Source organism: Pseudonocardia sp. DSM 110487 (assembly GCF_019468565.1).
In the GTDB taxonomy this organism is placed as follows: Bacteria; Actinomycetota; Actinomycetes; order Mycobacteriales; family Pseudonocardiaceae; genus Pseudonocardia.
In genome coordinates, this window is the sequence record NZ_CP080521.1 from 3,854,452 (window position 1) to 3,879,600 (window position 25,149).

A 25,149-nucleotide genomic window follows, 5' to 3' on the forward strand; every position below is an offset into this window, starting at 1 on the left:
TGCGGGGGTCGGGCCGCTCCTGCAGGCGACCCTGCCCGCTGCGGACCGGGTACGGCGTCGTCCGCATCTACTGCGAAGGTGACGTCGTAGATCGACTCGCAACACTTAGGGGTTGACCTAAGTGATGTCCGTCCGCATACTTAGGCATGTGCCTAAGCGAATGGGCGAGGGGGTGGATCTGGGCGGCGTGTTCCACGCGCTGTCGGACCCCACCCGTCGCCGGGTCGTCGAACGCCTCGGGCAGGGGCCCGCGACGACCAGCGACCTGGCCCGCTCGTTCGACATGGCACTGCCGTCGTTCACCCAGCACCTGGGCGTCCTGGAGCGCTCCGGCCTGGTGACGTCGGAGAAGAAGGGACGCGTGCGGACCTATCGGCTTGCGCCCCAGCCGCTCGAGGACATGGCGTCCTGGCTCGCTGCCCAGCGCGCCCTGTGGACCCGGCGCCTCGACCAACTCGATGCTTTTCTCTACGACCTGAAGGAGCAGCAATGACCGTCTACACCGTCAACCCCGAGCTCGACCTCGTGCTGGAGCGCAACGTCGACGTCGCGCCCGACCTGGTCTGGCGGGCCTGGACCACTCCCGAGCTGCTCGTGCAGTGGTTCGCCCCGAAGCCCTGGACCACCACGTCCTGCGAGATGGACCTGCAGCCTGGTGGCAGGTGCAACACCACCATGCGCTCGCCCGAGGGCGACGAGTACCCGAATACGGGCTGCATCCTGGCAGTCGAGGAGGGAACCCGGCTGGTCTTCACCTCGGCGATGGGCGAAGGCTTCCGCCCGCAGATCGTCGAGGGCGGCTTCCCGTTCACCGCCGTGATCAGCATCGAGCCCGACGGCAACGGCGGCACGAAGTACACCGCCACGGCGATCCACGCCGACTCATCGGCGAAGAAGCAGCACGAGGAGATGGGCTTCATCGAGGGCTGGGGCGCGGCGCTGGACCAGCTGGTGGAGGTCGCGAAGTCCCTCTAGTGCTCCGGTCGCGGAGACCATGATGCTCGTCCTGAGCCGACCGCCGGAGTGCTGCGCGTGCCCTGCGTCGTCGGTGGCAGTAGCACGGCCCGGCGCCGCGGCCGCAGCGACTGTCCGGGGGCGGCGTAACCCAGCGCCGCCGGCCGGGCTCGATGCGGCAGCGTTGGGCGCGGCTTGCGCGGGAAGGGGGTCAGGTGGGCGGTACGGCCTCCAGCGCCGACGCCGAGAGCCGGCTCCGCAGCCCTTGGTGACATCGGCCTGCGGCCTCAGTGCGGGCGTGATGTTGCTGGCCAGTAGCAGCCTGCACCGGCCCCGCTCGACCAGGATTGTCAGCCGGCGGTGGTGTCGTAGACCAGCGCCGAGTAGTTGGGGTGGCGGCTCAGCCACCAGGTGATGTATGGGCAGAGGGCGATGACGCGGCGCCTGCCGTCGGCCCGGATGTCGTCGAGCGCCGTACGGACCAGCGCGTCGGCCACACCGGAGTCGTCGAAGCCCCGGTCGACCTCGGTGCGGATCAGCACCATCAGCCCCTCGGTGCGCTCGTAGGCCAGGTGTCCGGCGTCTCGGCCGTCCACCGAGGCCTCGTAGCGCTGCCGGGTCGGGTTGTGCGTGGTGCGTACCTCCGGCGTTCGGTCGGGGACCGGCCCTCTCTGCGGGTCGAGGAGCGTCGCGGAGACCACCTGCACCAGCCACGCGCCGTACTCGTGAGGTGCCCAGTCGCGGGCGTCGACGAGCAGCTGCAGGAGCCGGGAGTTGATCAGCGCCCAGCAGATGTCTGCGGCTCGTTCGATGGACAGGTCGGCGCGCAGGGCGCCGGCTTCGGCCAGGTGTGTGACGAAGGCGGTGGCGCCGTCCAGGGTTTCGCGGTGGATCAGGTCTTGCAGGGCACGGGCGTCGGCGTCGGCGTCGGCTGCCGCGAGGACGACGACTCCCAGCGGCGATGCCCGAGAAAGGACGTCCACCGCCATGTCGACCCACATCCGGACCATGCGCCGCGGGTTGCGCTCGGCGATGATCGCCCGCACGGCGGGACGCTCGGACATGGGGATGGGTTCGTCATCACCGGCGAGGAGCCAGTCCCACGCCTCCTTGAGTAGTGCCCCTTTACCCCCGACGGACGCGAACACCGTCTTGCGGCCGACCCCTGCCCGCTCGGCGACCGCATCGATGGTGGTCGCCGCGTACCCCCGCTCGATGAACAGCTCGGCCGCGGCGGTGACGATCGCGCGCCGGGTGGCACGGGCCTGGTCGGCGCGGACCGCCGAGGAGTACGCCGAGGGGGTCCTGTCCGTTGCCGGTCCGGACGCGTCGCGGACGTCCACCATTCAACCTCCTTGACCGCGCCCCACCTTGAGGACACTATGAGTGTCGTCAATACACTACCGGTTCGGTAGCGGGCGGGAGCGCCATGCGGGTCGTGGTCATCGGAGCCGGTCCGGCTGGGCTGCTCGTGGGCAGTGCCCTCGCCGGCCGAGGTCACGAGGTCGTAGCCGTCGAGCGTGACGCCGGGCCGCCGCCGCACGGGCACTGGGCCCGCCGCGGGGTGATGCAGTTCCACCACGCGCACGGTTTTCGCCCGCAGGTGGCCGAGGTTCTCGAGGAGGTGTGGCCCGGTGCGCTCGGCGCGTGGCTGGCGCTCGGCGCGGAGGCGATCACCTTCGATATCCCTGGTGCCGGGCGGGTACCGGCTGGGCACCGCTCTCGCCGGGAGACCTTCGAGCGGGCGCTCCGGGAGGCTTCGGCCGGCCTACCGGGCCTGTCGATCCGCCAAGGCCACGTGGACGCCCTGTGCCGCGCGGGAGGACGGGTCACCGGCGTCGATGTCGACGGCGGAAGGCTCGAGGCCGACCTCGTGATCGACGCGTCCGGGCGGGCAGGACGCGCCGCCTCCGCGGTACGCGCCCCGTCGACCGTCGGCGGTCTGTGCGGCATGGCATACGTCGACCGCCTCTACCGCCTCCGCGCCGGGGCCGAGCCCGGTCCGATGGCCAACCCCCTCGCATGGCAGGGCGACTTCGACGGCTACCAGACCATCGTCTTCCTGCACGAACGCGGCTACTTCTCGGTTCTCCTGGTCCGGCCGACGTCCGACACGGCCCTGAAGGCTCTGCGACACGAGGCCGCGTTCGAGGCTGCCTGCCGAGCGATCCCGGGACTCGCCGAGTGGACCGATCCGGACCGGGCAGTCCCGGTCACCGGCGTCCTCCCGGGCGGCCCACTCCGCAACGCCTATCGCGGGCAGCGCGGCACCGACGGACGGACGGCCGTGCCCGGCTTCGTGAGCGTCGGCGACGCGGTCGCGACCACTACCCCGACCTTCGGTCGCGGCGTGGCCACGACGTTCCTCCAGTGCCGGCAGCTGCTCGCCCTGCTCGACACCGAAACCGACCCCCGCCTGGTTGGGGAGCCGTTCGACGCGTGGTGCCAGGACACCATGCTGCCGTGGGTGCTCGACCACGTCCACATGGACGGTGACCTCGTCCGACGCTGGCAGGGTGGCGATGTCGACCTGTCCCGGCGGCTGCCGTCAGACCTGATCCTGTCCGCCGCCGCGGTGGACCCGCGTATCGGCCAAGCGAGCCCGGGATACCTGACCATGCGCGTCATGCCATCTTGCCTCGACTCGGTCGAGCCGTTGGCACGCGCCGTCTACCAGTCCGGCTGGCGGCGGCCCTACAGCCCCGGCCCGACCCGCGACGAGCTCGTCGACATCACCGGGTTCGCCCTGGCCGAGAACGGAACGGCGCCCCCTCTGGCCGCCTCGCGCCGGACGTTGACGACGTAGAAGGTGATCGGCGCCTCCATGCCGCCGCTGAGGATCGCCGTCAGCCCGTTGCTGACAGCGACGACGACGAAGTAGCCGGCCAGCCAGGGGTCGGTCGAGGGTCAGTCCGCCATCCAGGTGCTCTTGAGCCGCAGCGCGCGGTCGACGGCGGCGAGGGCCACGGCGACGGCGAGCGCGGTGGTTGCCCAGACGGGCAGGCGGATCGGCGAGGTGAACGTGCCGACGTGCTGGGCGATGACCTCGATGCGGGTTATCTGCTCCGCGACCGCCGACAGCGTGCCCACGAACCCCACTAGCAGCACGACGAGACCTACGGCGCCGATAACCGCGCTGGTGCCGGGGAACCGTTGCTCGAACCGCGCCCGCCGCCCCTCCAGGGAGCGCGGATCCGGGCGCAGCACCCGCTCGCGGCCGTCGTTGGTGACATGGTGCATGCGCTTGACGCCGTACTGGCTGACGGCGACCTCGATGACGCCGCCGGGCACCGGGAAGGTCGCCGGCAGGTTGGCTGCCAGCACCTGGACGCCGTCTCGGTAGAGCGCGGCAGGGCGCTTGGCCGACGAGCTGTCGCGGAGGTGGTGGACGTCGACGTCGTAGCGGTGCGGGCGCCCAGACTCGTCGGGCAGCTCCAAGGCGAACAGCGAGCGGGACAGGAGGTGCCAGAACCGGAACGGTTGCAGCCGGCTGCCGTCGCCGGGCTTGGCTCTCGACAGCTGCCAGCGCCGCTTGTACCTCTTGAACATCGTTCCTCCACAGGGGTGCAGCGACCGTCGAGCGGACAGGGGACAGGGGACGACTCCGGTGGTCGTCGTCCGGAAGGGGACACCGTGCCGTCGCGGCAGGGTCAACCCGCGTGGTGCGGACCACAGCGGCTTGAGTGTGCCGCGACGGCACGGCCTTCCCTGGGGGCCACACCACGCGACCCAGGAGGACACATGACCGCGACCGACCCCTACCGCGGCCCGGCCGGGGAGGAGCCGGGCGGCCCGGCATCCGCCCCCGGACCGCAGCCGACGCTGCTCGAGCAGATGGGCGGCCCGATGGGGTTCGTCTACTCCGCCGTCCCCGTCGTCGTGTTCGTGGCGGCGAACGCGTTCCTGTCCCTGACCATGACGATCATCGTGTCGGTCGCCGTTGGGCTGGCCATCACTGGCTACCGGCTCCTGCGCGGGGAGCGGTTCAGCCTGGCGGCCGGAGGGCTGCTCGGGCTCGCCCTCGCCATCGGCATCGTGGCCCTGACCGGGTCGGCGCGGGACTTCTTCGTCGTCGGCATCTGGACGTACTTCGTGGCGTTCGTCGTCGCGCTGGGCTCGGTGCTGGCCCGCCGGCCGCTGAGCGGCGTCGTGTGGAACCTCGTGCACGGCAACACCTACGACTGGCGGGCCGACCGTCGCGTCCTGCGCGCTCACGATGTCGCCACCCTCGCCGCAGCGGCGGTCTCCGGCGCCCGGTTCGGCGTGCAGCAGTGGCTCTACGTCAGCGACGAGACCGGCTTGCTGGGCGTCGCCCGGATCGCGATGGGCTGGCCGCTGACCATCCTGGCCGCGCTGGTCGTCGTCTGGGCGTGGCGGCGCAGCAGCAAGCGGCTGCTGCGATGACCAGCTCGACGCCCCGACCGTTCCGCTTCGGCGTCACAACGACAGGCATCGCGTCCCGGGCCGCCTGGCAGGCTCCGCGAGGCGATGACAACGATGAAGGCCTCCTGGTCCGGAGTTCGTCGCCTAATGGCGGCCTCCGAGGTGTTCGGCGAAGTGCCGTTCGATCGCCCGGTTGAGCCGCATGCGGTTCTCGGGGTTGCCGAAGCCGTGGCCCTCGTCGTCGGCGACGAGGTAGGTGACCGGCACCCCGCGCTCGCGCAGCGAGGCGACGATGTTGTCGGACTCGGCCCGGACGACGCGGACGTCGTTGGCGCCCTGGGCCACCAGCAGCGGCGTGCGGATCTTGTCGACCATCGTGATCGGAGAGCGGGCCCGCATGTCGGCCTCCTGCTCGGGGATCTCGGGGTCGCCGACGTAGCGGTACCAGCCGTTGACGTTGTACGCCCGGGTGAACGGCGGCAGGGTGCGCAGGAAGTTCGCCAGGTCGGAGATGCCGACGTAGTCGACGGCGGCGGCGAACCGGTCCGGGGTGAGGGTGACGCCGACGAGAGCGGGGTAGCCGCCGTAGGAGCCGCCGTAGATCCCGACGCGGTCCGGGTCGGCGTAACCGTGGGCGATCGCCCAGTCGACGGCGTCGATCAGGTCGTCGTGCATCGCGCGGCCGATCTCGCCGATCGCGGCGGTGAGGTGGTGGCGGCCGTGGCCGGTGGAGCCGCGGAAGTTCACCTGGAGCACGGCGTAGCCGCGGTTGGCGAGGAACTGGACGTCGGGGCTGTAGCCCCAGCTGTCGTGCATCCAGGGCCCGCCGTGCACCAGCAGCACCAGCGGCAGCGACCGTGGCTCGACCCGGACCGGGAGGGTCAGGTAGCCGCGCAGCGGCAGGCCGTCGCGGGCGCGGAACCCGACGGGGGTCATCGGGGCCAGCGCGGCGGGGTCGAGGTCGGGGTAGGCCCGCCACAGCAGGCGGGCCTCGCCGGTGGTGTGGTCGTAGAGCCAGGCGACGCCGGGGGCGCGGTCGTGCATGAAGGTGGCGACCCAGCGCCGGCCCGCCTCGTCGGAGGACAGCGTGACCAGCACCCCGTCGGACAGCTCGGCCAGAGCGGCGTACACGTCGGCGAAGTCCGGGTCGATCACCTCGATGTGCGGGCGGTCGGCGACGAACCGGGCAGCGAGCACTTCCCCGGTGGCGCGGCTGGTGTAGACCACGGGCGGCAGCACGCCGGGCGCCATCGCCCCGGTGATGTCCAGATCGTGCCCCTCGACGGCCGCGACGACGGTCTCCTCGCCCGTCGCGCGGTCGATGCGCACCAGCCGCAGGTCGTCGCCGCCGGCGAACGACCCCACCAGCAGGCCCTCGCCGTCGCCGTCGACAAGTTGGGGATGCACGCCCACGGGGTGCTCGGCGTCGCCCATCCGGTGCAGCAACCGCCGCTGCCCGTCGGGGTCGATGGCCGAGAACTCGACCGTGCCGTCAGTGGCCAATGCGGAGTGGAACGCCGGCGCGCCGTCCCGATCGAACAGGACGTTACCGGTCGGGTCGTCCTGCTCGTGGTGCAGCGTGGTCTCCCCGGTGGCGACGTCGATGCGGAACACGTCGAAGTACAGCGGTCGCCGGTTCATCGCCACCAGCACCGTCCCCGGCACGGGCGGGAACGGTTCGGTGTCCTGCTGGTAGAGCAGCCACCGAGGGTCGTCGGTCCAGTGGTAGGTCGTGATGCCACGGCGGGTGTCGCCGGTGACGCGCACGGCGCCGACGTGGTCGTCGGCGATGCCGCGCACCCACACCTGCCGGCGGCCGTCGTGCGGGGCCAGGTAGGCGATCCGGGTGCCGTCGGGCGAGAGCGACGGGTTCGCGAACAGCGGGTCGGCGAAGAACTCCTCGAGGGCGATCAGATCGGGCGGCGGCACGGACGTCATGAGGCTCACCGAACACCGTGCCGCTGCGGCACGGTCAACCCGCGCTGGTGTGCCGGCCGTCTCGGCGAGTCGTGGCGGACAGCGCTGTGGTCGCGGCACTCCGGCTCGCGCGACCACGCGAACCGGCCGGCAGGGCGCCCGTGTCAAGAGCAGCCCGATGACGGGCGCGAGGCCTCACCGGCGGGAGTCGTCACATCCCGTGGTGAGGAAGCAGGCCAGCACCAGGCGCTCGGCGGGCCGGTCATTCGGCCGGCTCGTCGTCGCGGGGCTGATCATCGGTTCTCACATCCTCCTGATGGGCGGAAGCGCCGGACCGTCATCGCCCGAGGGCCACCGAGCGGGCACCTCCCGTGCGGACAGGACCTCGACCCCGGCGGTGCTGGGTCCTTCAGGCGGCTTCGTCGGACCCCGCCGAGCGGGCTCGCGCGACGGTGCGGCCGCGCGGGGAGTCGGGGAAACGCTCGAGCATGGCGCGGACCTCGTCGGCGTCGACGTTCGCGCCGAACAGGTCGGCGCCGGGCTCGAAGCGGACGCCTTCGGCGAGCGGGCCTGCGATGACGGGGTCGAAGCCGAGCGCGTCGACGAGCTGGGCGACGGCGGCGACATCGGCGGCATCATCGCCTGCGATGGCGAGCGCTTTGCGTCCGGGCGTTGCGGCGGGGCGGGCTTCGTCCTCGAGGTCGTGGTAGCCCATGTGGTTGAACGCCTTCACCACACGGGCTCCGGGCAGGAAGGCCTGCACGATCTCGCTGGAGGAGGTGCGCAGGTCGGTGAGGTCGTCGCGGATGCCGTCTGTCTCCCACCAGTAGTTCATCGCGTCGACGACGAGCTTGCCGCGCAGCGCGTCGGCGGGGATGGTGCGGTGCTTGCCGAGGGGGAGGGCGAGGATCACGACGTCGGCCTGCTCGGCCGCCTCGGCGGCGGTCGTGGCGGTCGCCCCGGGGGTGACGACCTCGACGATGAGCGCGATCTTCGCGGGGTCGCCCGAGCCGGCGACGAGCACGCGGTAGCCCACGGCGACGGCGAGCCGCGCGAGCACGGTGCCGACCTTGCCGGCCCCCAGGATCGCGACGGTGGTGTTCATGACGGTGGTGTTCACGTCGTCTCGGCGAGGATGTCGTGGACCATCGGGATGACCTTGGAGCCGTAGAGCTCGACACTCCGCAGGCGGGCGCTCGTCGGCTGCGAGCCGCTGGTGTAGATCATGTCGAACCGGCCGACGCCGAGTGTGCGGACGGACCGGGCGATCTTGCGGGCGACGGTCTCCGGGGAGCCGACGTACATCGAGCCGTGCTCGAGTTCAGCGGCGTAATCCTCCCGGCGCAGCGGTGGCCAGCCGCGCAGGGCGCCGATGCGGTCGTGGAGGACCTTGTAGCGGGGGTAGTGGAGCTGCTTGGCCTCGTCGTCGGTGTCGGCGATGAATCCGGGTGAGTGCATGCCGACGGGCCACGCGGTGGTGCCGAGGCGGTCGGTGGCGCGGTGGTAGAGCTCGATGAGCGGCGTGAACCGCGCGGGCGGGCCGCCGATGATGGCGAGCATGAGCGGCAGGCCGTGGCGGGCGGTGCGGATGATCGACTGTGGTGAACCGCCGACGCCGACCCAGGTGGTCAGGCGTCCGGAGTCGGTCTTGGGGTACACGTCGGCGTGCTCGAGAGCGGCGCGCACGGTGCCGCTCCAGGTGACCGGCTTCTCGTCGAGGAGCTGGACGAACAGTTCGAGCTTCTCCTCGAAGAGGACCTCGTAGTCGACGAGGTCGTAACCGAACAGGGGGAACGACTCGGTGAACGAACCGCGCCCGAGGATCACCTCGGCGCGGCCCGAGGAGATCGCGTCGAGGGTGGCGAAGCGTTGGAAGACGCGCACGGGGTCGTCGGAGCTCAGCACGGTGACGCCGGAGCCCAGTCGGATCCGGGAGGTGCGGGCGGCGATGCCGGCGAGCACGGTCTCGGGCGTGGAGATCGAGTAGTCGGGTCGGTGGTGCTCACCGAGCGAAATGGAATCGACGCCGAGCTCGTCGGCGAGGGTCGCCTCGGTGACGACCTGGCGGATCGCCTCGGCGTGGGAGACGAGGGCGCCGGAGTCGTCTTCGGGCACGTCACCGAAGGTGCCGAGGCCGATCGCGAGGTCGCTCATCGGGTTGCTCCTGATGTCTTTGTCATGGCGTGCAAGCTCAGTCCTGGTAGACGCATCCACAACTACTCGTCTTTTGATGATGCGTCAACATAGCCGCTGAGCTGGGATGTAGGGGAACCGACTTGAACGGTCAACACATACCCGCGTGGCGCCCTACTCGCGCGGGAGCAACCTGGTGTTCGGCAGCGGCGGAGCGGGCAGCGGCGGCAGCTGGTCCGGTGGGAAGGTGGCCGTGCAGGGTCCGCGTCTCGGCGGACGCGGCTCGAGGACCTCGGCCGCCGTGCACGCCTGCCCGCCGTCCAGGACCTCCAGGTCGGGCCGGGGGTCGAGGTTCGTCATCGGACGACCTTCCCATCGCTGTCGCGGGGACGGACCGGATGCCTGCTGAGGATCGAGATCCGGTTGAACGCGTTGATCGTGGCCGCCACCCACTCGGCCGCGACGAAGGCCTCCTCGCCGAGGACCGACCGGGCGCCGAGCAGGTCGGCCTCCGCCTCGTCGGTCACGGGGAGCACGGTCGCGGCCTCCGCCACAGCGAGCACCGCCCGCTCCCGTTCGTCGAACAGCCCGGCCTCCCGCCACGCGGGCAACAGGTCCAGCTTCTGCTGCCCGATCCCCGCCTGCCGCGCTTGACGGGAGTGCAGGTCCAGGCAGAACGCACAGGCGTTGAGCTGCGACGCGCGGACCTTGATCAGCTCGCCCTCCTGCGCCGAGAGGCCCCGTGCCGAGGCCGCGTCCCGGATCGCCGACGAGAACGCCTGCGCGGCCTGCCAGGCCTCGGGCATCACCTCGTCCAGCGCCGGACGCATCGTCTCCCCCTCGCCCCGCACCTGCCACCTTCCCGACGCCGACCCCCGTCGTTCTACCACCCGCGATCCGCCGCCTCGACGACGTCGTCCGCGATCGCGCGGTCGTGCCTCATGCCCCGCCCCGTGCCGCGCGCGCCACCATCCGCGAGGCGGGGCTCATCGAGTCTCTCCAGGATGTCGTCCGTCCGGAGGACGGTGCTCGACGAGATGCAGCGGGGCCGGCGATGTTCCGCCGGCCCTGCCGCTGTGCCGGGCGCCTGCGATGACCTGGACCGGCTCTACGAGGCGGTCCGGGCGCGAGGCAAGGGTTTGGACGTGCTTGTGGCGAACGCGGCGGTCGGTGCGTTCGTGACACTGGAGCAGACCACCGAGGAGCACTTCGACCAGACCTTCGCGGTCAACGTCCGAGGCACGCTGTTCACCGTGCAGAAGGCGTTGCCGCTGCTCAACGACGGAGCCTCGATCGTCCTGGTCGGTTCGACCGCCGGCGACCGTGGAGTAGCGGCGTTCGGCGCGTACGCGGCGTCGAAGGCGGCCGTCCGGTCCTTCGCGCGGACGTGGTCCAACGAGCTCAAGGACCGTGGCATCCGGGTCAACGTGGTGTCGCCGGCATGGATCGAGACTCCCGGGGGCACCGCCGCTTTCGGCGACGAGGAGACCGCTCGGGCCGTCAAGGAGAATGTCGCGGCGACCGTGGCCAGGGGGCGGATGGGTCAGCCTGAGGAGGCCGCCGCAGTCGTGGCCTTCCTGGCCTCGGAACAGAGCAGCTACGTCGTCGGCGCGAACTTCTACGTTGACGGAGGCGCGAACCAGATCTGAGCAGGCACCACACGGTGGTGGCATCTGAAGCGTCCCAGGTAAGAGCTCGAGGTGCGGGGTGCCGCTCGTCGCACCCACGCCACCGTCGACCTGCCGGTCTGGACAAGCCTCACCCGCAGCGATCTCACAGTGATCGGTGAATTCCCGAGGTCAGAGGTTGTCCGAGTAGAAGGTGGCGAGCCGGTCGACGGCGGCGTCGACGTACTCCGGCACGTCGTACATCTCGTAGTGGCCGGCGCCCTCGATCACCATGAGGTCGACCGGGTTGGGTGCCAGCTTCCAGAGTTGCATGCCGGACTCGTAGGAGCCGGTGTTGCCGATGCGTCCGGCGACGATGACCTGCAGCGGCTGGGTCATGAGCTGGTCGACCAGGTGGTACGCGTCGTAGCCAAGGAGCAGCGGGTCACTGCGCGAGAGGCGGCGGTTGGTCGAGTGTTCGTGCCTCCCGCGCTCGGTGCGGTAGAACGTGATCGCCTGGGTCGTGTCGATGTCGGTCAGCCCGGCCGCTGCGGCCTCTTCCAACGTGTCGGGCAGCCAGTTCACGCGGGTCAGCTCACCGGAGCGGGTCTCGTCGGTGCGCGCGGCGGCCAAGGCATCGAGCGCCGCCACCGGGCCGTCCGCATGGCGGCGGGACGACGCGCCCATGTTGACCGGGACGACCGTGGCGACCGCCTTGATGCGGTGGTCCGTGCGAGCGGTGTGCACCGCGTAGCCGCCGCCTGCGCAGATGCCGAGGACGCCGATGCGTTCCGGGTCGATGCCGGGGATCGTGCCGAGTGCGTCGATCGCGTAGGAGATGTCCTCACCGCGGCGGTACGGGTCTTCGAGGTCGCGGGGCTCGCCTCCGCTCTGGCCCTGGTGGGAGGGGTCGAACACGAGCGCCGCGATGCCCCGCGCAGCGAGGCGGGATGCGTAGTTCGCGCCGATCTGCTCCTTCACGCTGCTGCCGGGCGTGGAGAGCACGACGGCGCGCAACGCCGCCGCGTCGTCGATGTCGTCGGGCAGGTGGAGGTCGGCCGCGAGCTCGATCGGCCCGCGCGGGATCGCGATGTGCTGGAGCATCCGGTGGCACCTTCCGCGTAGAGTCTGTTCGGAAGCCGATCAGTTCGACACTTCGTTAGTACAGATCCGAACTAGTTAAGAACCGTACCACCCGGACGAGGGGGCTCGCGTGTCGGTCGACGCCGCGCAGCTGTGGACGCTGAACCACCGCCTGCTGAACGTCGTGCTGCACGCCTGCGGCACCGAACTGGCCGAACTCGGGCTCGAGACGAAGGAGTTCTTCGTGCTCGCCGAGGTGACCGCGTCGCCGTACCCGGCCGATCTCGCGGCGACGCTGATGATCCCCAAGGCGAGCGTGACTGCCTACGTGCGGAACCTCGTCGCGAAGGGGTTCATGCGACGCGAGATCGACGACGCGGACCTGCGGCGGCACCGGCTCGTGCTGACCGCCGACGGCGAGGCGGCGCGGGACCGTGCGCTCGCAGCGCTCGCGACGGAGTTCGACCGCAGGTTGGCGAGGATTGCGCCTCGCGATCGCACCGAGCTGCAACGGATCCTCCTGGCCTTGCTCGAGCCCGCGCAGTAGCTCACCCTTTCGAGCTACCCCGGGGAAGCGCGGCGGCCGCCGAGGTGCTCGGCGAGGTGCCGTTCGATGGCGCGGTGCAGCAGGATCAGGTTCTCCGGGTTCTCGAAGCCGTGGCCCTCGTCGTCGGCGACGATGTACTCCACCGGCACGCCGCGCTCACGCAGCGGCGCGACGATGTTGTCCGACTCGGCCTGCACGACGCGGACGTCGTTGGCGCCCTGCGCGACGAGCAGCGGCGTGGTGATCCGGTCGACCATGGTGATCGGCGAGCGCCGCCGCATGTCGGCCAGCTGCGCTGGGTCGTCGGGGTCGCCGACGTAGCGGACCCAGTTGTTGGTCATGTTCGCGCGGACGAACGGGGGGAGCGTGGCCAGGAAGTTGGCCAGGTCGGAGATGCCGACGTAGTCGACGGCCGCGGCGAACTTGTCCGGGGTGACGGTGACGCCGACGAGTGCGGCATAGCCGCCATAGGAGCCACCGGCGATGGCGAGGCGCTCCGGGTCGGCATAGCCCTGCGCGACGGCCCAGTTGACGGCGTCGATGAGGTCGTCGTGCATCTTCCCGGCGAACTCACCGATCGCCGCGGTGATGTGCCGGCGCCCGTACCCGGTGGAGCCGCGGAAGTTGACCTGGAGCACGGCGTAGCCGCGGTTGGCGAGGAACTGCACCGACCGGTTGTGTCCCCAGGTGTCGTGCATCCACGGTCCGCCGTGTACCAGCAGCACCAGCGGCAGGTTCTCCGGCGGGACGCTGACGGGCAGGGTCAGGAACCCGTGCAGCGGGAGGCCGTCGCGGGCCGGCAAGTCGACCGCGGTCATCGGCGCGAGGTCCGCCGGATCGAGGTGCGGGTTGCCGCGGAACAGCGGGCGGCTCTCCCCTGTGGCGTGGTCGTAGAACCATGTTGTGCCCGGCTCCCGGTCGTGGATGAAGGAGGCGATCCAGCGCCGCTCGCTCAGGTCGGAGGTCACGGTGTCCAGCACGCCGTCGGAGAGCTTCTCCAGCGCGGCCTGGACCTCGGCGAAGTGCGGGTCGAGCGGCACGATGTGGGGGCGGTCGCCGGTGAAGCGGGCGGCGATGACCTCGCCGGTGCGCCGGCTGACGAAGACGGTCGGTGGCAGGGTGTCGGAGGCAGCGCTGAGGGTGTCCAGGCTGTGCCCGTCCACGGCAGCGACCACCGTCTGCTCGCCGGTCTCGCGGTCAATGCGCAGCAGCTGCAGGTCGTCGGAGTCCTGGTAGTCGCCGAGCAGCGCGCCGGTGCCGTCCGGCAGCGGGGCCAGGAAGAGGCCCATCGGATGTTCCGCGCCGCCGGCGCGATGCAGGAGCCGCAGCTCCCCGGTAGCGGGGTCGGCGGCCGAGATCTCGTAGGTGCCGTCGGCGTCCTTCGCCATGTGCCAGGTCGCCCGTCCGGTCCGGTCGACGAAGAAGGTGTCCGCCGGGTCGGTCCGCTCCACGAGCGGGGTGGTCCCGCCGGTGGCGACGTCGATCCTGAACACGTCGACGAACAGCGGGCGGGGGTTCATCCAGGCGATGACGGTGCCGGGCACCGTGGTCTCCGGGTTGACGGCGAACACGCGGGACTCGGCGGCCAGCGGCGTCAGGTCGACGGCGGGGGAGTCCGGTGCCCCGAGGTCGACGCGGTACAGGTGCCACTCCTCGTTGCCGTCAGTGTCCTGCAGGTAGAGCATGAAGCGGGGGTCATCGGTCCAGTAGTAGGTGGTGATCCCGCGTCGGCTGTCGGACGTGACCGGGACGGCGTCGAAGTGGTCCTGATCGATGCCGCGCACCCAGACGTTGCGCCGCCCGCGGTGCGGTGCCAGGTAGGCCACCCGGGTGCCGTCCGGGGAGATCGACGCGGATGCGAACTCCGGGTCGGCGAAGAAGGTTTCGACGTCGATCAGCGCCGGTCGCTGGTCGTCCGGTCGTCCGGTCGTGGTCACGCTGCACTCCGCTCGACTCTGTTGCACGTTCCGACAGCGATGCAACAGCATGCCGTTGGGGCACACTCAAGCCCGACGCTCCGGCGTCAGCTCGACGCACTGCCGTGCCGACCGGGGCTGGTCGGCTCGGCCGGGCGCTGCCCTGGTCAGGGTGTTGGTATGGATGGTCATGGTGCTCCTCCGTTGTGGGACCGTCGTGCGGCGCAGGCCGAACGGCCACACCGCGGGGCTTCTCCGGCGGGCCACGGTGCCGTCGCGTCGGTCCGGTCACCGTGGCCGCGTCCGCGTGGTCGGATCAGCTCGCGAGGAAGCCGAGCAGCGTCCGGTTGAACTCCTCGGCGTGTGTGGCGTTGAGGCCGTGCGGCCCGCCCTCGATCAGCGCCAATGTCGAGCCCTTGATGGACTCGTGGGCGCGCTTGCCGGAGACCTCGAACGGGACGATCGCGTCGGCGTCGCCGTGGATCACCAGGGTGGGGATCCCGGCGTCGGAGACCTTCTGCACGTCGTCGCGGAAGTCGGTGCGCCCGAACGCGGTGATGCAGTCCAGGGTGCCCTTCGGTGAGGCGAACTCGGCGATCGCGCGGTGGTAGAGGCGGTTCGGCTCGCTGATCAGGTCGGTTCGTGCCGCGACCTCTTCGTCTCCGTCGGCATGCTGCTCGATCTCGGGTTCCTCGTCACGAACCTGCCGCTGGTGCTCGGCGCTGCCGCCGTCGTCCTCGTCGTCAAGATGTCGACCACCGCCGCGGCGCTGCTCCCGCTCCGGGTCGGGTGGCGTCCCGCGCTGGCCACCGGCCTGCTGCTCGGGCAGGTCGGCGAGTTCTCCTTCGTCCTGCTCACCGTCGGCGCAGCGGCCGGGCTCAGTCCGGCCGGGGTCGGCGAGGACGGCGCGCAGGCCTTCGTCGCCACCACCGTGGTGCTGATGATCGCCACACCGCTGCTCGCGGCCGCGGGCCGGGCACTGTCCGCGTCGGCCCCGATGTCGATGCCCTCCGCCGAAGCTGTCACGCCGGCCACCGAACTGTCCCGCACCGACCACGTGGTGCTGATCGGCTGGGGCGACACCACCATCCGGCTCGGCCGCGAGCTGCAGGGCCGTGGGATCGACGTCGTGATGACCACGCTCAATCCGGACGGGGCCGCTCGCGCCGAGGCTGCCGGGCTTCCGGTGGTCCGCGGTGACGCGCTGCACCAGCACGTGCTGCGCGAGGCCGGCGTCCCCGACGCCCAGATCGTCGTGCTCGCCGAGGACACCTCCGAACCCCTCGCCCGGGTCGCCACGATCGTTCGTGGTCTCATCGTCAAGCGGCGCGGGGCGCGGTGCGGTCGAGCTCGGCAACCGCAGGGCGACCGACCGCACCGCCGCTGGGCGCCCCGATCGTTGACCATGCCGCTACGGCACGGTGTGCAATGGGTGCCATGACCTGGAGCACTCGTGAACTCGCCGAACTGGCCGGTACCAGCCTGCGCGCGGTTCGGCACTACCACGAGGTCGGGCTGCTCCCCGTGCCCGAGCGGCACTCCAACGGCTACAAGCAGTACGGCGTCAGCCACCTCGTCCGGCTGCTGCGCGTCAAGCGCCTGGTCGACCTCGGGTTCTCGCTGTCCCAGATCGCCGCCTTGGGCGACGACGACCACCACCCGGCCGAGGCGTTGCGCGCCCTCGACGCCGAGCTGGCCGCCACCATCGAGCGCCTGCAGCGGGCGCGCATGGAGCTCGGGTTGATCCTGCGGCACCACGCCCCGGCCGACCTGCCCGCCGACATCGCTCCGGCGGCCGGCGCGGCGGGAATGTCGGAGGCCGACCGGTCGATGGTGCTCGTCATGAGCCGGGTGATGGGGCCCGAGCAGGCCAGTGCGTACGCCGAGATGCTGCACTCCGTGCCGACCGACCCGACCGACGGCGAGTTCGACTCGCTGCCCGTCGACGCCGACGAGGCGACGCGGCAGAACCTGGCCGAGCGCCTGGTCCCGTACATCCGCCGGATCCGGGAGGATCACCCGGCCGCGATGGCGCTGGACGTCGACGCCCCGCGCGGCGCGCGCTTCGTCGCCGAGACGGCGGCCGCCGCCCTGCAGGAGCTCTACAACCCGGCCCAGCGGGACGTCATCCGCCGGGTCGGCGCGCTCCTGGCGGACAGCTGAGGGGGACTGCGCACTACGAGCCCAGATCCGCGAGCTCGTCTGTGAATGCCGGTGGGACCGTCCGCCACCCAAGGCTGGATCAGAACTGGTGCTCGCCGCCGTCGATGTCCAGGTTCGCACCGTAAATGAAGCTGCTGTCGGCAGAGGCGAGGAAGGCGACCGCGCCCGCCACTTCCTCCGGGCGTCCGAGGCGTCCGATGGGGACTCCCTCGGCGAGCCCCGCCTTGAAGGCCTCCGCCTCCTCCGGGCCGAGGACCCGGTCGACGGCCGGGGTCTCGATCGAGCCGGGCGAGATCGAGTTCACCCGGATGCCGCGACCCTTCAGCTCGTTCGCCCAGGTCCGGGCGAGCGACCGGACCGCGGCCTTCGAGGCCGCGTAAAGGCCGAAGTTCTCCCATCCGTCGTCGGCGCGGATGGACCCGTTGAGGATGACCGACGCGCCCTCGTTGAGCAGCGGCAGAGCCTTCTGGACCGAGAGCAACGTGCCCCGGACGTTGGTGCCGAAGTTCTGCTCGTAGTCCTCGTTGGTCGCCTTCTCGAGCGGCGCGAACCAGCCGCTGCCCGCGTTGGCGAACAGAACATCGAGGCCGCGGCCGCGGGCGCGGACCGCGTCGTACAGCCGATCCAGGTCGGCCGCCTTCGCGATGTCGCCCGTGACGGCGGTGGCCGCCGGCCCGATGGCGGCCGCGGCCGCGTCGAGCTCGGTCTCGCGGCGACCGGTCAGAAACACGTGCGCCCCCTCGGCCGCCAACCGCTGCGCGGCGGCCAGCCCGATCCCGCTGCTGGCGCCGGTGACCACGGCCGTCTTCCCGTCGAGCTTCCCCATGCTGAGTGCTCCTCCGTGTTGCGTGTCGTACGTATCGATCGGCGTTTCTCTGGACCCGGTCAGATCTGGTTCATCCCGCCGTCGACGTAGAGGTTGGCGCCGTGGACGAAGCTGCTCTGCGTCGAGGCGAGGAAGACCACCGAGGCGGCGATCTCGTCCGGGGCGGCGATCCGCCTGGCGGGCACGGCGGTCGCGACCACCGCCTTCATCTCGTCGGCGCGCTCGCCGAAGACCTCGAACAACGGGGTGTCGACCGGGCCCGGCGAGACCACGTTGACCCGGATGCCGCGACCGACGAGCTCGTTGGCCCAGGTGCGCCCGTAGGCCCGCACGGCTGCCTTGGACGCCCCGTAGGCGCCGAAGCGCTCGTCGCCGCGCTCGGCGCTGGTGGAGGCGGTCAGGATCACCGAGGCGCCGTCGTTGAGCAGCGGAAGGGCCTTCTGCACCGTGAGGAAGGTGCCTTTGACGTTGATGTCGAAGATCCGGTCGTGGTTCTCCTCCGTCAGCTCGTCCAGTCGCGCGAGGTGCTGGATGGCTGCGTTGGCGAACAGCACGTCCAGGCCCTTCCCGCGCTCCCGCACCCGCTCGTACAGGCGGTCCACATCGGCCGCGACGCTGACGTCACCGGGCACCGCTGTGGCGTTGCCGATTTCGGCCGCGGCCTTCTCCAGCTCGGTCTCGCGTCGCCCGGTGATGAACACGTGTGCGCCCTCGGTGGCGAGTCGCTCCGCGGTCGCCAGGCCGATCCCGGTGCTGCCACCGGTCACCACCGCCGTCTTGCCGTCGAACTGTCCCATCGAGCTCTGACCTCTCCATACTTAAGCACTGACCGGTACAGAACGAACGTAGCACGGAACCGGCCGGCCGCGGATGGGACTAGGCTCGACGTCATGACGGGTGCCCGGAGGGCGACGATCGGCCGGCCGCGGGAGTTCGACGTGGACGAGGCCCTCGAGCGCGCGATGCGGGTGTTCTGGGAGCAGGGCTACGAGGGGGCCAGTCTCACCGACCTGACTGCGGCGATGGGTATCACCCGCACGAGCATGTACGCGGCCTTCGGCAACAAGGAGGACCTGTTCCGGAAGGCGGTGGAGCGCTACTCCGCCGGGCCGGCCGCCTATGCGACGCGCGCGCTCGAGGAGCCGACCGCCCGGGCGGTGGCCACGGCGTTCCTGCACGGTTCGGTCGACACCACCACCGGCCCTGAGCGACCGTCCGGGTGCCTCACCGTGCAGGGGGCGCTGGCCGCCGCGCCCGCGGACCGGGCCGCCCAGGATCTCCTGGCCGACGTCCGCAACGACGCCTGCGCCCGCCTGGAGGACAGGTTCCGGCGAGCCCGCGACGAGGGCGACCTGCCGCCGACGTCCGACCCCGGACTGCTGGCCCGGTTCCTCATGACCGTGTCGGGCGGGATCGCTGTCCAGGCCGCGGGCGGCGCCGGTCGCGACGAGTTGCGCAAGGTCGCCGACGCCGCCCTACGGAACTGGCCGCCCGCCTGACGAGCGTCCGGGAGCCTCGTCGCGGGCATCGGTTGCGATCAGGGGTCCGTGGCGGAGACGTTCATCCTGGGCATCTCGTAGGTGAGTTTGCCGCCGCCCTTGATCTCCTTGGCGCCGGTGGTGGTGTGACCCATGGCTGCGAGCGCGGACTCGGGGACCCCGACCGGTGTACCTGTGGCGGTCCATCCGACCACGAAGTAGCACATGTCGAGCTCATTGATGCAGAGGAGCGGGTAGGCCTGCGGGGTGGCGATGAGCGGGTCGTCGGGCAACGTCAGGCTCCGATTCAGGCGGCGACGGCGAGGGTGATGGTGTCCCGGGTCGTGCGGATTGCGTCGCCGATGGGGGAGGTTCCGACGACGTTCGCGGCGCCCGCAACGACAAGAGTCAGCTCGATGAACGACACGGCCGGCTGGGTCTGCTGGTTCACGACGTGTCCGGATTCCATGCCGCGTCGGTCGTCGGGTCGCCGAGGAGCGCGAGCCTGAGTCCTCGCGAATCGGTGGTGGACCCGTGCCAGCCGGCCGGATGCTCGTTGCGGGGCGGCCGGTTTCGACGACGCGTCATGGCCGGTTTCGAGCTCGGACTCGCCTCGGCGTGGTCGGCCTGCCCACCGTGATCGCCACGTTCGGCCCGCTTGACGTCGGCGCGTCCGACCTGGCGCCCGAGACGTTCCTCCCCGCCGACGAGGACAGCGCCGCCCTGCTCCGCGAGCTGGCGGCCACCCGGCTCGAACCGCAGCATGGCGGTCCACCCCGGTAGGTCCGGCATGGAGGGTCCCCTTCCGCGAAGGTGCCCCGCGTCCGCGCACCCCGCGTCGGTCAGTGCACCTCGGTCTGCTGCGAGCGCGCCCTCAGCGTCCCCTCAGTCGGGCAGTCCTCCAGAAGCTATCGAACACATATAGTACGTGTTCGATAGTAACCGAAGGAAGGGGATTCCATGATCGTGCTCGCGGGCCCGCCCGGTACCGGGAGCTGAGCCGAAGAATGATCGTTCTCATCATCGCGGCGGTGTCCGCGGCATTCGGACTCCGGAAGAGGATCGCCATCGCCGGTTCCGGAATCGTGCGAACCGCGCATCTCGCAGCCCTGCTCTTCGGTGGTCTCTTCGGCGGGCTGCTGCTCGCCGTGCTCGTCATCGAACTGACCCTGCGGGGCGCCGATGCCTCGGTGTACACCCAGGTCCGGCATGTCGCGTTCGGCGGACTGGGCGTTCCCGTCTCCGCCACCCTGCTGCCGGCGTTGGTCGCCACTGTGTTCCTCGTGATCGCGAACCGGAAGAGAGGGCGCACCTTCTGGCTGATGCTGACCGCACTCGTCCTGCTCGTGACGGCGTTCGCCATCTCGCTGCTGATCAATCTCCCCATCAACACAGAACAGATGGCCTGGGTCGTGCAGGCGCCCCCCGTGGATTGGGCGAGCGTGCGTGATCGCTGGCAGCTCTCGCACGTGGCCCGGACCGTCGCGACCGTGGTCGCGCTCGGATTCCTCAGCGCGGCCGCATTGCACACCTCATCGCCCGGCCATCACGAAAGCAGCACGCGGGTAGGCGCGCAATTGTCGAGATAACCCGCCGCGACCGCCGGGAAAGGTCCTCCATGCATCTCACGATCGTCGGCGCAACAGGAGGCATCGGCCGCCACCTCGTCGACCAAGCGCTCGCGGCCGGACACACGGTCACCGCTGTCGTCCGCAACCCCAGGAACCTCGAACGCAACGTCCGACACATGCGGCTCTCACGTGCAGACGCAGCGCACCTCATGCTTCGGGCGCTCGCTGAACCGTCGACCATCGGTCATTCAATCGCCGTCGCCTACTAATCGTTGACATGGGAGATCATCATGCTCGAGATCATGCTGTGGATTGCTCAGGGATTCCTCGCTCTCTTCTTCTTCGCCGCCGGCCTGCCCAAGGTGATCGGACGGGGTATCGACCGCTGGGCCGGCTTCGATGACCTTCCGCGGGGACTCGTGATCATCATCGGCCTGTCGGAAGTCGTCGGGGCCGTCGCCCTCTGGCTCCCGTCGCTCATCGGCACCTTCGAGTGGACGACCCCGCTCGCGGCCATCGGGATCGCGGTCATCTCGCTCATGGCCAGCGGCTTCCACATCCGAGCCGCCGCGACAGCGGAGCGCGGTGATCCGCGGACCGAATGGCTTTGTGCCGTCGAGACCGCGCTCTGGGCCTCCCTCGCCGGCTCGATCGCCATCGGTCGCTGGGCGGGGATCTCGAGCGGACCCTCCCTTCCGTCCGAGACCCTGATCGTCGCAATCGCAGTCATCATCCCCGCGACCATCGTCAACCTCGTTCTTGTCGCGAGGCGACCCGTCGCGCCACGGACCCCCGACGCGACGAACGGCACACTCGTCGGTTAGTACTACAGCTCGACTTCGTGATCTTGCTGGTCGAGGCGGGGGACGTGGACTGCCACCGCGCGACGGGTGGTGCGGCGCTGGTGCCCGGTCCCGTTTGCCGGTGGCCGCGCCCACGGTCCGCAGTACCGGTTGCTCATGGCTGTGCCGGCAGCCATGAGCACCCGCTACTCGCGATCTTCGCTTGCATGATCCGGAGTTTCGGGTGCTCATGGTTGTGGGGGCAGCCGTGGACAACCGGTAGTTCGGATCATGCCCGCGGCCGGTCGAGCGGCCGGGGTGGCGCGATCGTGTCGGTCCGTCGGGTCGAGTCTGGTCGGGCGGCTGCCGGTGGGCGCGCCGTTCCCGGCCCGGGCCACCCGGCGCCCGCCCCGTGAGCTGGGCCTCGGCGGTGGTTCCTCCCGTTCACCTCGACCCCGTCACCTTGTGGGGGTGGGTGGGTTGGGTGCACTACCGAACCCTGGGGTTGCGTGGGCGGCCGTCCCCGACTGGGGGGCACGCCCGTTCTCGACGAGACCACCGCGGGTTGGGTGCCACGCAACCGGCTGTGGTCCCGACCCCCTCCACACCCAGCCCTCTCCCGGATGATCGAGGCGAGACCACACCGGGACGGGCAGCCCAGCCCAACGCTTGCAGAACGATTCGATCATCCAGCCGACCGAGGCGATCCAGCGCACTCATCCCGTACACGGTCGAACCCTCGCGCGGCATTGGGACCGTGACCAACGGAAGCGGAGGTTGCCTTCGCCGGGTGGGACGCGCAGCAGGAATCCGCCGCTTCTCTCCGCGCATCCCTGCGCCGGGCACGATCGGGGCGATGACAGAACCCGTCATGCGAACCACCCCAGGCAGGGACAGACCGGGCGATGAGGCGACCGACGGTGGTAGAAGGCGGCGGCCCAGGCGGTGATCAGCGGTTCGGCGCGAAACCCGACGCCCCACGTCGGGAAAGGCGCCAAGCTGACGATCACAGGCCCTCGCCGGACCGGCCCGGCCCGTGTCGCCGGTGCGCTCGTTCTCGGGTGGCGCGCCCGGTCGACGGGGTGGCTGGCCGGTGACGAGGTGCGTCGACCGGCACGGGTTGCACCGGTGTCGGCGGCTCCGCCGTGCCGAGATGCTCCCCAGCCCTGCGATCAGAAGAACGATCACAAGTCCGGCTGTAGTGTTAGGGGCGACGAGGGTGCCGTTCGCACCTGACTCGCCCCCGCACCGGATCGTCGTCGTGTAGGCGAAGGGGCGACGCGTGCGCTGAGGGGTTCCGTCCCTGAAGGCGGATCGTCGAGATCAGGGCTGTAGGCCGGCACGATGAAGCACGGGCGGACGGCCAGTCGGACCGGATCTCGGCGTGTTGCTCGGCGTTACGTGACCGTGCCCGCTGACGTCGGCATCGTGGGACCTGCGGGCGCACCAACGGGCTCCATCGCACGTGACCGTGCCGCCCGTCTCTCACTCAGGAGCTGGATGAGCGGGGAGGGAGCGATGTGGTCAGTGTTTCGGGCAGTCGGTGCGCGGCCTCGCCGACGACAACACCCAGCAAAGCACCGAAGACGACGTCGCTCGGCCAGTGTGCCCAGGTGCGAATCCGGGAGTACGCCACCGCCAGCGCCAGCGGGGCGATTCCAAAGCCTACCCAGCGGCTACGGCGCGCCAATGCTGTCGTGAAGGCGATCGCAACGGAGGTATGGGACGACGGGAACGACGGCGAGGTGGGCTTGCGCAGCAGAGCCTGATACGCCGGCAGCTGGTCGGCCGCAGGGCGTTGCCGGGGGAGCAGGCGGCTCAACAGATGCGCGGTCGCGCTGGCCAGCACGACCGCGACGGCCCCGTCGCGGGCGCATTGACGAAGCCGGCCCGGACGGGCAGCCATGACCGCGGCGATCGCCAACCACAATCCGCCCCCGTATGCCAGAGCACTGACCCCCGTCACGCCGGCCGGCGGTTGGTCGGTCGACAACGGCAGGCGGCGCCGCACAGCATGGGCCTCGAGCCGGTTCAGCCGGCCGAACAGCCTCCGCCACCAGGACCGCACAAAGCCAGGGTATGCAGCCGATACGCATCTCGCCGGACGACCGCCGGGGATGTGTCGGTGGCCGGCGCCGCGCGGCACCGGGCCTGTGCGTGCGCCGGATCGTGGTCACCACCGCCGTGGTCAGCGGCGGGCTTGAGCAGCGCCGCGGAGGGCCCGCGGCATGCCGCGCGCGACATCCGCGGACCGGCCTCATATGCGGCCGGCGGCGCCGCCGCCGGGCTAATCGCTGCTGGAGGCCGGTGCGTTTTGATCGACGGCCGAACGCGACCGGGTTGGGCCGGCCCAGGTGTAACTTGGCCGCCGCCGGGAACGGGCGACGAGCCGAGGAGGACGCGCTGCGATGGGTGAGCCGAACACACCACCGGTGGTGATTGACACGACGATCCCCCAGGCGGCGCGGTTCTGGGACTTCCTGCTCGGCGGCAAGGACAACTACTCGGTCGACCGCGAGGTCGGGCGGCAGGTGCTCGGGATCTTCCCGCAGCTGATCGACTCCGCGCGGGCGGACCGAGGATTCCTGGTCCGCGCCGTCACGCACCTCGTGCGCGACGCCGGCATCCGGCAGCTGCTGGACATCGGCACCGGCCTGCCGACGGTCAACAACACGCACCAGGTCGCACAGGCGATCGCCCCGGAGTCCCGCATCGTGTACGTCGATAACGACCCGATGGTGCTGGCGCACGCGCGCGCTCTGCTCGTCTCCACCCCCGAGGGAGCCACTCAGTACCTGCACGCCGACGTGCGCGACTGGGAGACGATCCTGCGGGACGCAGCCGGCGCCCTCGACCTCACGCGCCCGGTGGCGCTCATGCTGCTGGGGATCATCAACTACGTGCTCGACGACGATGTCGCCCACGGCATCGTCGCCGGCCTCGTGGACGCCCTGCCCTCGGGCAGCTACCTGGCGATGTCCCATCCGACGGCCGAGGTGCACGCCGAGGCGATGGCGGAGTCGGTTGCCTATTACAACGCCAGCGGTGCACCCCCGATCAGGACCCGCAGCCGGGTGGAGCTCACCCGCTTCTTCGACGGCCTCGAGCTGCTCGACCCCGGCGTGGTGTCCTGCTCGTTGTGGCGTCCCGACCCGAGCGAGCTGGGGGACCCCGTCGAGGTCACCCAGTACTGCGGCGTCGCGCGGAAGCCCTGACGGGAATCAGGACCCGGCCTGCCGGCGTCGGTCGGCAACCGGCTGCTGCGGGCCGCGGCTCATCGAGCCGGACGACCGCGACGCCGATCAGCACAGCCGACCCTGCGCCGGACGGACGAGCTCGGCCGCGTCCAGCCGCCTGCGGCGCGGTACGTCGACCTGGCTCAGTGGGCACGCAGACCCGCGAGAAGGCGGGTGAGCACGGCCTCGGTCGGTCGCCCGTCCGCGCACGCCGGCGATGGGGCGTGCACAACGAGATAACCGCCGCCGACGAGGTCGCCCACGAGCACGCGCGCCACGGTCAGCGGCACGCTGAGCGCGGCGGCGATCTCGGCCAGCGATACAGGTCGGTGGGCCATCTCGACGATCGTGCGGTACTCGCGCTCGAGACTCCGGTCCCAGCCGGCCCGTTCGGTCGCGGTGACGAGAGACTCCAGCGCGAGCTCGCGGCCGGTCGCGCGGGTTCGTCCGCCCGTGACGGCGTAGATCGGGATGACCCGCCGCGGCCTCTCGCGCGCGGCATGCCGCGGGGATTTCGCTCCGGACAACGTTCCCACCTGCCCTTCACCGTTAC

General features: G+C 70.8%; 30 protein-coding genes. 14 read left to right on the forward strand and 16 right to left on the reverse strand.

Going from position 1 to position 25,149, the window contains the following annotated elements; all coding sequences use genetic code 11:
• The first annotated feature begins 160 nt into the window (after positions 1 to 160).
• Both K1T35_RS17960 and K1T35_RS17965 read left to right on the forward strand, forming a co-directional pair.
• Positions 161 to 493, forward strand: a complete 333-nt coding sequence (locus K1T35_RS17960; RefSeq protein WP_255622120.1) for a helix-turn-helix transcriptional regulator — start codon at positions 161 to 163, stop codon at positions 491 to 493.
• On the forward strand, positions 490 to 975 hold the full coding sequence (locus K1T35_RS17965) for an SRPBCC family protein (protein WP_220261275.1): 486 nt from the start codon (positions 490 to 492) through the stop codon (positions 973 to 975). Before K1T35_RS17960 ends, K1T35_RS17965 begins: the two co-directional genes overlap by 4 nt.
• Positions 976 to 1,304: 329 nt before the next feature.
• On the opposite strand, the gene K1T35_RS17970 is transcribed toward K1T35_RS17965, so the two are convergent.
• Complete coding sequence (locus K1T35_RS17970) at positions 1,305 to 2,300, reverse strand: N-acetyltransferase (RefSeq protein WP_220261276.1); 996 nt, start codon at positions 2,298 to 2,300, stop codon at positions 1,305 to 1,307.
• A gap of 83 nt (positions 2,301 to 2,383) precedes the next feature.
• Between K1T35_RS17970 and K1T35_RS17975 the strand changes: the two genes are divergently transcribed.
• Positions 2,384 to 3,760, forward strand: a complete 1,377-nt coding sequence (locus K1T35_RS17975; protein WP_220261277.1) for an NAD(P)/FAD-dependent oxidoreductase — start codon at positions 2,384 to 2,386, stop codon at positions 3,758 to 3,760.
• Between the two features lie 101 nt (positions 3,761 to 3,861).
• Here K1T35_RS17975 and K1T35_RS17980 read toward each other — a convergent pair whose 3' ends face one another.
• A complete protein-coding gene (locus K1T35_RS17980) occupies positions 3,862 to 4,503 on the reverse strand; it encodes a hypothetical protein (protein ID WP_220261278.1) in 642 nt (213 codons plus the stop codon).
• A 192-nt stretch (positions 4,504 to 4,695) separates the two neighbouring features.
• Between K1T35_RS17980 and K1T35_RS17985 the strand changes: the two genes are divergently transcribed.
• Complete coding sequence (locus tag K1T35_RS17985; RefSeq protein ID WP_220261279.1) at positions 4,696 to 5,358, forward strand: DUF3159 domain-containing protein; 663 nt, start codon at positions 4,696 to 4,698, stop codon at positions 5,356 to 5,358.
• A 123-nt stretch (positions 5,359 to 5,481) separates the two neighbouring features.
• Here the strand turns inward: K1T35_RS17985 and K1T35_RS17990 are convergent, their stop codons facing one another.
• From K1T35_RS17990 to K1T35_RS18010, 5 genes are all read right to left on the reverse strand, one after another.
• Positions 5,482 to 7,275: an alpha/beta fold hydrolase gene (locus K1T35_RS17990; RefSeq protein WP_220261280.1), complete on the reverse strand. Its 1,794-nt coding sequence runs from the start codon at positions 7,273 to 7,275 to the stop codon at positions 5,482 to 5,484.
• Between the two features lie 388 nt (positions 7,276 to 7,663).
• Positions 7,664 to 8,374, reverse strand: a complete 711-nt coding sequence (locus K1T35_RS17995; RefSeq protein WP_255622124.1) for an NADPH-dependent F420 reductase — start codon at positions 8,372 to 8,374, stop codon at positions 7,664 to 7,666.
• Positions 8,371 to 9,408, reverse strand: coding sequence for an LLM class flavin-dependent oxidoreductase (locus K1T35_RS18000; RefSeq protein ID WP_220261281.1), 1,038 nt, complete (start codon positions 9,406 to 9,408; stop codon positions 8,371 to 8,373). Before K1T35_RS18000 ends, K1T35_RS17995 begins: the two co-directional genes overlap by 4 nt.
• Positions 9,409 to 9,561: 153 nt before the next feature.
• Positions 9,562 to 9,747, reverse strand: coding sequence for a hypothetical protein (locus K1T35_RS18005; protein WP_220261282.1), 186 nt, complete (start codon positions 9,745 to 9,747; stop codon positions 9,562 to 9,564).
• Positions 9,744 to 10,238 carry a carboxymuconolactone decarboxylase family protein gene (locus K1T35_RS18010; RefSeq protein WP_255622125.1) on the reverse strand — a complete coding sequence of 165 codons (495 nt, stop codon included), beginning with the start codon at positions 10,236 to 10,238 and terminating at the stop codon, positions 9,744 to 9,746. Before K1T35_RS18010 ends, K1T35_RS18005 begins: the two co-directional genes overlap by 4 nt.
• A gap of 153 nt (positions 10,239 to 10,391) precedes the next feature.
• Here K1T35_RS18010 and K1T35_RS18015 point away from each other — a divergent pair, with 153 nt between their 5' ends.
• Positions 10,392 to 11,036 (forward strand): SDR family NAD(P)-dependent oxidoreductase, encoded by a 645-nt coding sequence (locus tag K1T35_RS18015; RefSeq protein WP_255622126.1) that lies wholly within the window; start codon positions 10,392 to 10,394, stop codon positions 11,034 to 11,036.
• Positions 11,037 to 11,186: 150 nt separating this feature from the next.
• Here K1T35_RS18015 and K1T35_RS18020 read toward each other — a convergent pair whose 3' ends face one another.
• Complete coding sequence (locus tag K1T35_RS18020) at positions 11,187 to 12,098, reverse strand: alpha/beta hydrolase (RefSeq protein ID WP_220261284.1); 912 nt, start codon at positions 12,096 to 12,098, stop codon at positions 11,187 to 11,189.
• A 109-nt stretch (positions 12,099 to 12,207) separates the two neighbouring features.
• Between K1T35_RS18020 and K1T35_RS18025 the strand changes: the two genes are divergently transcribed.
• Entirely contained in the window at positions 12,208 to 12,624 is a 417-nt protein-coding gene (locus K1T35_RS18025) for a MarR family winged helix-turn-helix transcriptional regulator (protein WP_220261285.1), read from the forward strand.
• Between the two features lie 14 nt (positions 12,625 to 12,638).
• Here K1T35_RS18025 and K1T35_RS18030 read toward each other — a convergent pair whose 3' ends face one another.
• A complete protein-coding gene (locus K1T35_RS18030; protein WP_255622127.1) occupies positions 12,639 to 14,561 on the reverse strand; it encodes a S9 family peptidase in 1,923 nt (640 codons plus the stop codon).
• Between the two features lie 295 nt (positions 14,562 to 14,856).
• Entirely contained in the window at positions 14,857 to 15,063 is a 207-nt protein-coding gene (locus K1T35_RS49630; protein WP_304940858.1) for an alpha/beta fold hydrolase, read from the reverse strand.
• A gap of 81 nt (positions 15,064 to 15,144) precedes the next feature.
• Here K1T35_RS49630 and K1T35_RS18040 point away from each other — a divergent pair, with 81 nt between their 5' ends.
• Both K1T35_RS18040 and K1T35_RS18045 read left to right on the forward strand, forming a co-directional pair.
• The gene (locus K1T35_RS18040) at positions 15,145 to 15,981 is read left to right on the forward strand and encodes an NAD-binding protein (RefSeq protein ID WP_220261287.1); all 837 of its coding nucleotides are present in this window, start codon (positions 15,145 to 15,147) and stop codon (positions 15,979 to 15,981) included.
• A complete protein-coding gene (locus K1T35_RS18045; RefSeq protein ID WP_220261288.1) occupies positions 15,978 to 16,703 on the forward strand; it encodes a MerR family transcriptional regulator in 726 nt (241 codons plus the stop codon). Before K1T35_RS18040 ends, K1T35_RS18045 begins: the two co-directional genes overlap by 4 nt.
• Before the next feature lie 79 nt (positions 16,704 to 16,782).
• Here the strand turns inward: K1T35_RS18045 and K1T35_RS18050 are convergent, their stop codons facing one another.
• Together K1T35_RS18050 and K1T35_RS18055 are read right to left on the reverse strand one after the other, a co-directional pair.
• Complete coding sequence (locus K1T35_RS18050) at positions 16,783 to 17,529, reverse strand: SDR family NAD(P)-dependent oxidoreductase (RefSeq protein ID WP_220261289.1); 747 nt, start codon at positions 17,527 to 17,529, stop codon at positions 16,783 to 16,785.
• A gap of 59 nt (positions 17,530 to 17,588) precedes the next feature.
• Entirely contained in the window at positions 17,589 to 18,326 is a 738-nt protein-coding gene (locus tag K1T35_RS18055; RefSeq protein ID WP_220261290.1) for an SDR family NAD(P)-dependent oxidoreductase, read from the reverse strand.
• 93 nt (positions 18,327 to 18,419) lie between these two features.
• Between K1T35_RS18055 and K1T35_RS18060 the strand changes: the two genes are divergently transcribed.
• Positions 18,420 to 19,028 (forward strand): TetR/AcrR family transcriptional regulator, encoded by a 609-nt coding sequence (locus K1T35_RS18060; RefSeq protein ID WP_220261291.1) that lies wholly within the window; start codon positions 18,420 to 18,422, stop codon positions 19,026 to 19,028.
• A 38-nt stretch (positions 19,029 to 19,066) separates the two neighbouring features.
• On the opposite strand, the gene K1T35_RS18065 is transcribed toward K1T35_RS18060, so the two are convergent.
• Positions 19,067 to 19,300, reverse strand: coding sequence for a hypothetical protein (locus tag K1T35_RS18065; RefSeq protein WP_220261292.1), 234 nt, complete (start codon positions 19,298 to 19,300; stop codon positions 19,067 to 19,069).
• Positions 19,301 to 19,314: 14 nt separating this feature from the next.
• Positions 19,315 to 19,476, reverse strand: a complete 162-nt coding sequence (locus tag K1T35_RS18070; protein WP_220261293.1) for a hypothetical protein — start codon at positions 19,474 to 19,476, stop codon at positions 19,315 to 19,317.
• A 149-nt stretch (positions 19,477 to 19,625) separates the two neighbouring features.
• Between K1T35_RS18070 and K1T35_RS18075 the strand changes: the two genes are divergently transcribed.
• The 4 genes from K1T35_RS18075 to K1T35_RS18090 all read left to right on the forward strand — a co-directional run bounded on the left by K1T35_RS18075 (position 19,626) and on the right by K1T35_RS18090 (position 21,402).
• Positions 19,626 to 19,790, forward strand: coding sequence for a hypothetical protein (locus K1T35_RS18075; protein WP_220261294.1), 165 nt, complete (start codon positions 19,626 to 19,628; stop codon positions 19,788 to 19,790).
• A 224-nt stretch (positions 19,791 to 20,014) separates the two neighbouring features.
• The gene (locus tag K1T35_RS18080; RefSeq protein ID WP_220261295.1) at positions 20,015 to 20,596 is read left to right on the forward strand and encodes a DUF1772 domain-containing protein; all 582 of its coding nucleotides are present in this window, start codon (positions 20,015 to 20,017) and stop codon (positions 20,594 to 20,596) included.
• A 29-nt stretch (positions 20,597 to 20,625) separates the two neighbouring features.
• The gene (locus K1T35_RS18085) at positions 20,626 to 20,847 is read left to right on the forward strand and encodes an NAD(P)H-binding protein (protein WP_220261296.1); all 222 of its coding nucleotides are present in this window, start codon (positions 20,626 to 20,628) and stop codon (positions 20,845 to 20,847) included.
• A 21-nt stretch (positions 20,848 to 20,868) separates the two neighbouring features.
• Positions 20,869 to 21,402, forward strand: coding sequence for a DoxX family protein (locus K1T35_RS18090; RefSeq protein ID WP_220261297.1), 534 nt, complete (start codon positions 20,869 to 20,871; stop codon positions 21,400 to 21,402).
• A gap of 1,447 nt (positions 21,403 to 22,849) precedes the next feature.
• Here the strand turns inward: K1T35_RS18090 and K1T35_RS18095 are convergent.
• Positions 22,850 to 23,428 (reverse strand): phosphatase PAP2 family protein, encoded by a 579-nt coding sequence (locus K1T35_RS18095; protein ID WP_220261298.1) that lies wholly within the window; start codon positions 23,426 to 23,428, stop codon positions 22,850 to 22,852.
• 340 nt (positions 23,429 to 23,768) lie between these two features.
• On the opposite strand from K1T35_RS18095, the gene K1T35_RS18100 reads away from it, so the two are divergent.
• A complete protein-coding gene (locus K1T35_RS18100) occupies positions 23,769 to 24,575 on the forward strand; it encodes an SAM-dependent methyltransferase (protein ID WP_220261299.1) in 807 nt (268 codons plus the stop codon).
• 164 nt (positions 24,576 to 24,739) lie between these two features.
• On the opposite strand, the gene K1T35_RS18105 is transcribed toward K1T35_RS18100, so the two are convergent.
• Positions 24,740 to 25,123: a DUF742 domain-containing protein gene (locus tag K1T35_RS18105; protein WP_220261300.1), complete on the reverse strand. Its 384-nt coding sequence runs from the start codon at positions 25,121 to 25,123 to the stop codon at positions 24,740 to 24,742.
• Between the last annotated feature and the right edge of the window lie 26 nt (positions 25,124 to 25,149).

Coding starts and splice junctions, on each gene's coding strand:
- K1T35_RS17960 (WP_255622120.1), top strand. CDS start 161: ATGGGCGAGGGGGTGGATCTGGGCGGCGTGTTCCACGCGCTGTCGGAC.
- K1T35_RS17965 (WP_220261275.1), top strand. CDS start 490: ATGACCGTCTACACCGTCAACCCCGAGCTCGACCTCGTGCTGGAGCGC.
- K1T35_RS17970 (WP_220261276.1), bottom strand. CDS start 2,300: ATGGTGGACGTCCGCGACGCGTCCGGACCGGCAACGGACAGGACCCCC.
- K1T35_RS17975 (WP_220261277.1), top strand. CDS start 2,384: ATGCGGGTCGTGGTCATCGGAGCCGGTCCGGCTGGGCTGCTCGTGGGC.
- K1T35_RS17980 (WP_220261278.1), bottom strand. CDS start 4,503: ATGTTCAAGAGGTACAAGCGGCGCTGGCAGCTGTCGAGAGCCAAGCCC.
- K1T35_RS17985 (WP_220261279.1), top strand. CDS start 4,696: ATGACCGCGACCGACCCCTACCGCGGCCCGGCCGGGGAGGAGCCGGGC.
- K1T35_RS17990 (WP_220261280.1), bottom strand. CDS start 7,275: ATGACGTCCGTGCCGCCGCCCGATCTGATCGCCCTCGAGGAGTTCTTC.
- K1T35_RS18000 (WP_220261281.1), bottom strand. CDS start 9,408: ATGAGCGACCTCGCGATCGGCCTCGGCACCTTCGGTGACGTGCCCGAA.
- K1T35_RS18005 (WP_220261282.1), bottom strand. CDS start 9,747: ATGACGAACCTCGACCCCCGGCCCGACCTGGAGGTCCTGGACGGCGGG.
- K1T35_RS18015 (WP_255622126.1), top strand. CDS start 10,392: ATGTCGTCCGTCCGGAGGACGGTGCTCGACGAGATGCAGCGGGGCCGG.
- K1T35_RS18020 (WP_220261284.1), bottom strand. CDS start 12,098: ATGCTCCAGCACATCGCGATCCCGCGCGGGCCGATCGAGCTCGCGGCC.
- K1T35_RS18045 (WP_220261288.1), top strand. CDS start 15,978: ATGACCTGGAGCACTCGTGAACTCGCCGAACTGGCCGGTACCAGCCTG.
- K1T35_RS18050 (WP_220261289.1), bottom strand. CDS start 17,529: ATGGGGAAGCTCGACGGGAAGACGGCCGTGGTCACCGGCGCCAGCAGC.
- K1T35_RS18055 (WP_220261290.1), bottom strand. CDS start 18,326: ATGGGACAGTTCGACGGCAAGACGGCGGTGGTGACCGGTGGCAGCACC.
- K1T35_RS18060 (WP_220261291.1), top strand. CDS start 18,420: ATGACGGGTGCCCGGAGGGCGACGATCGGCCGGCCGCGGGAGTTCGAC.
- K1T35_RS18070 (WP_220261293.1), bottom strand. CDS start 19,476: ATGGAATCCGGACACGTCGTGAACCAGCAGACCCAGCCGGCCGTGTCG.
- K1T35_RS18080 (WP_220261295.1), top strand. CDS start 20,015: ATGATCGTTCTCATCATCGCGGCGGTGTCCGCGGCATTCGGACTCCGG.
- K1T35_RS18085 (WP_220261296.1), top strand. CDS start 20,626: ATGCATCTCACGATCGTCGGCGCAACAGGAGGCATCGGCCGCCACCTC.
- K1T35_RS18090 (WP_220261297.1), top strand. CDS start 20,869: ATGCTCGAGATCATGCTGTGGATTGCTCAGGGATTCCTCGCTCTCTTC.
- K1T35_RS18100 (WP_220261299.1), top strand. CDS start 23,769: ATGGGTGAGCCGAACACACCACCGGTGGTGATTGACACGACGATCCCC.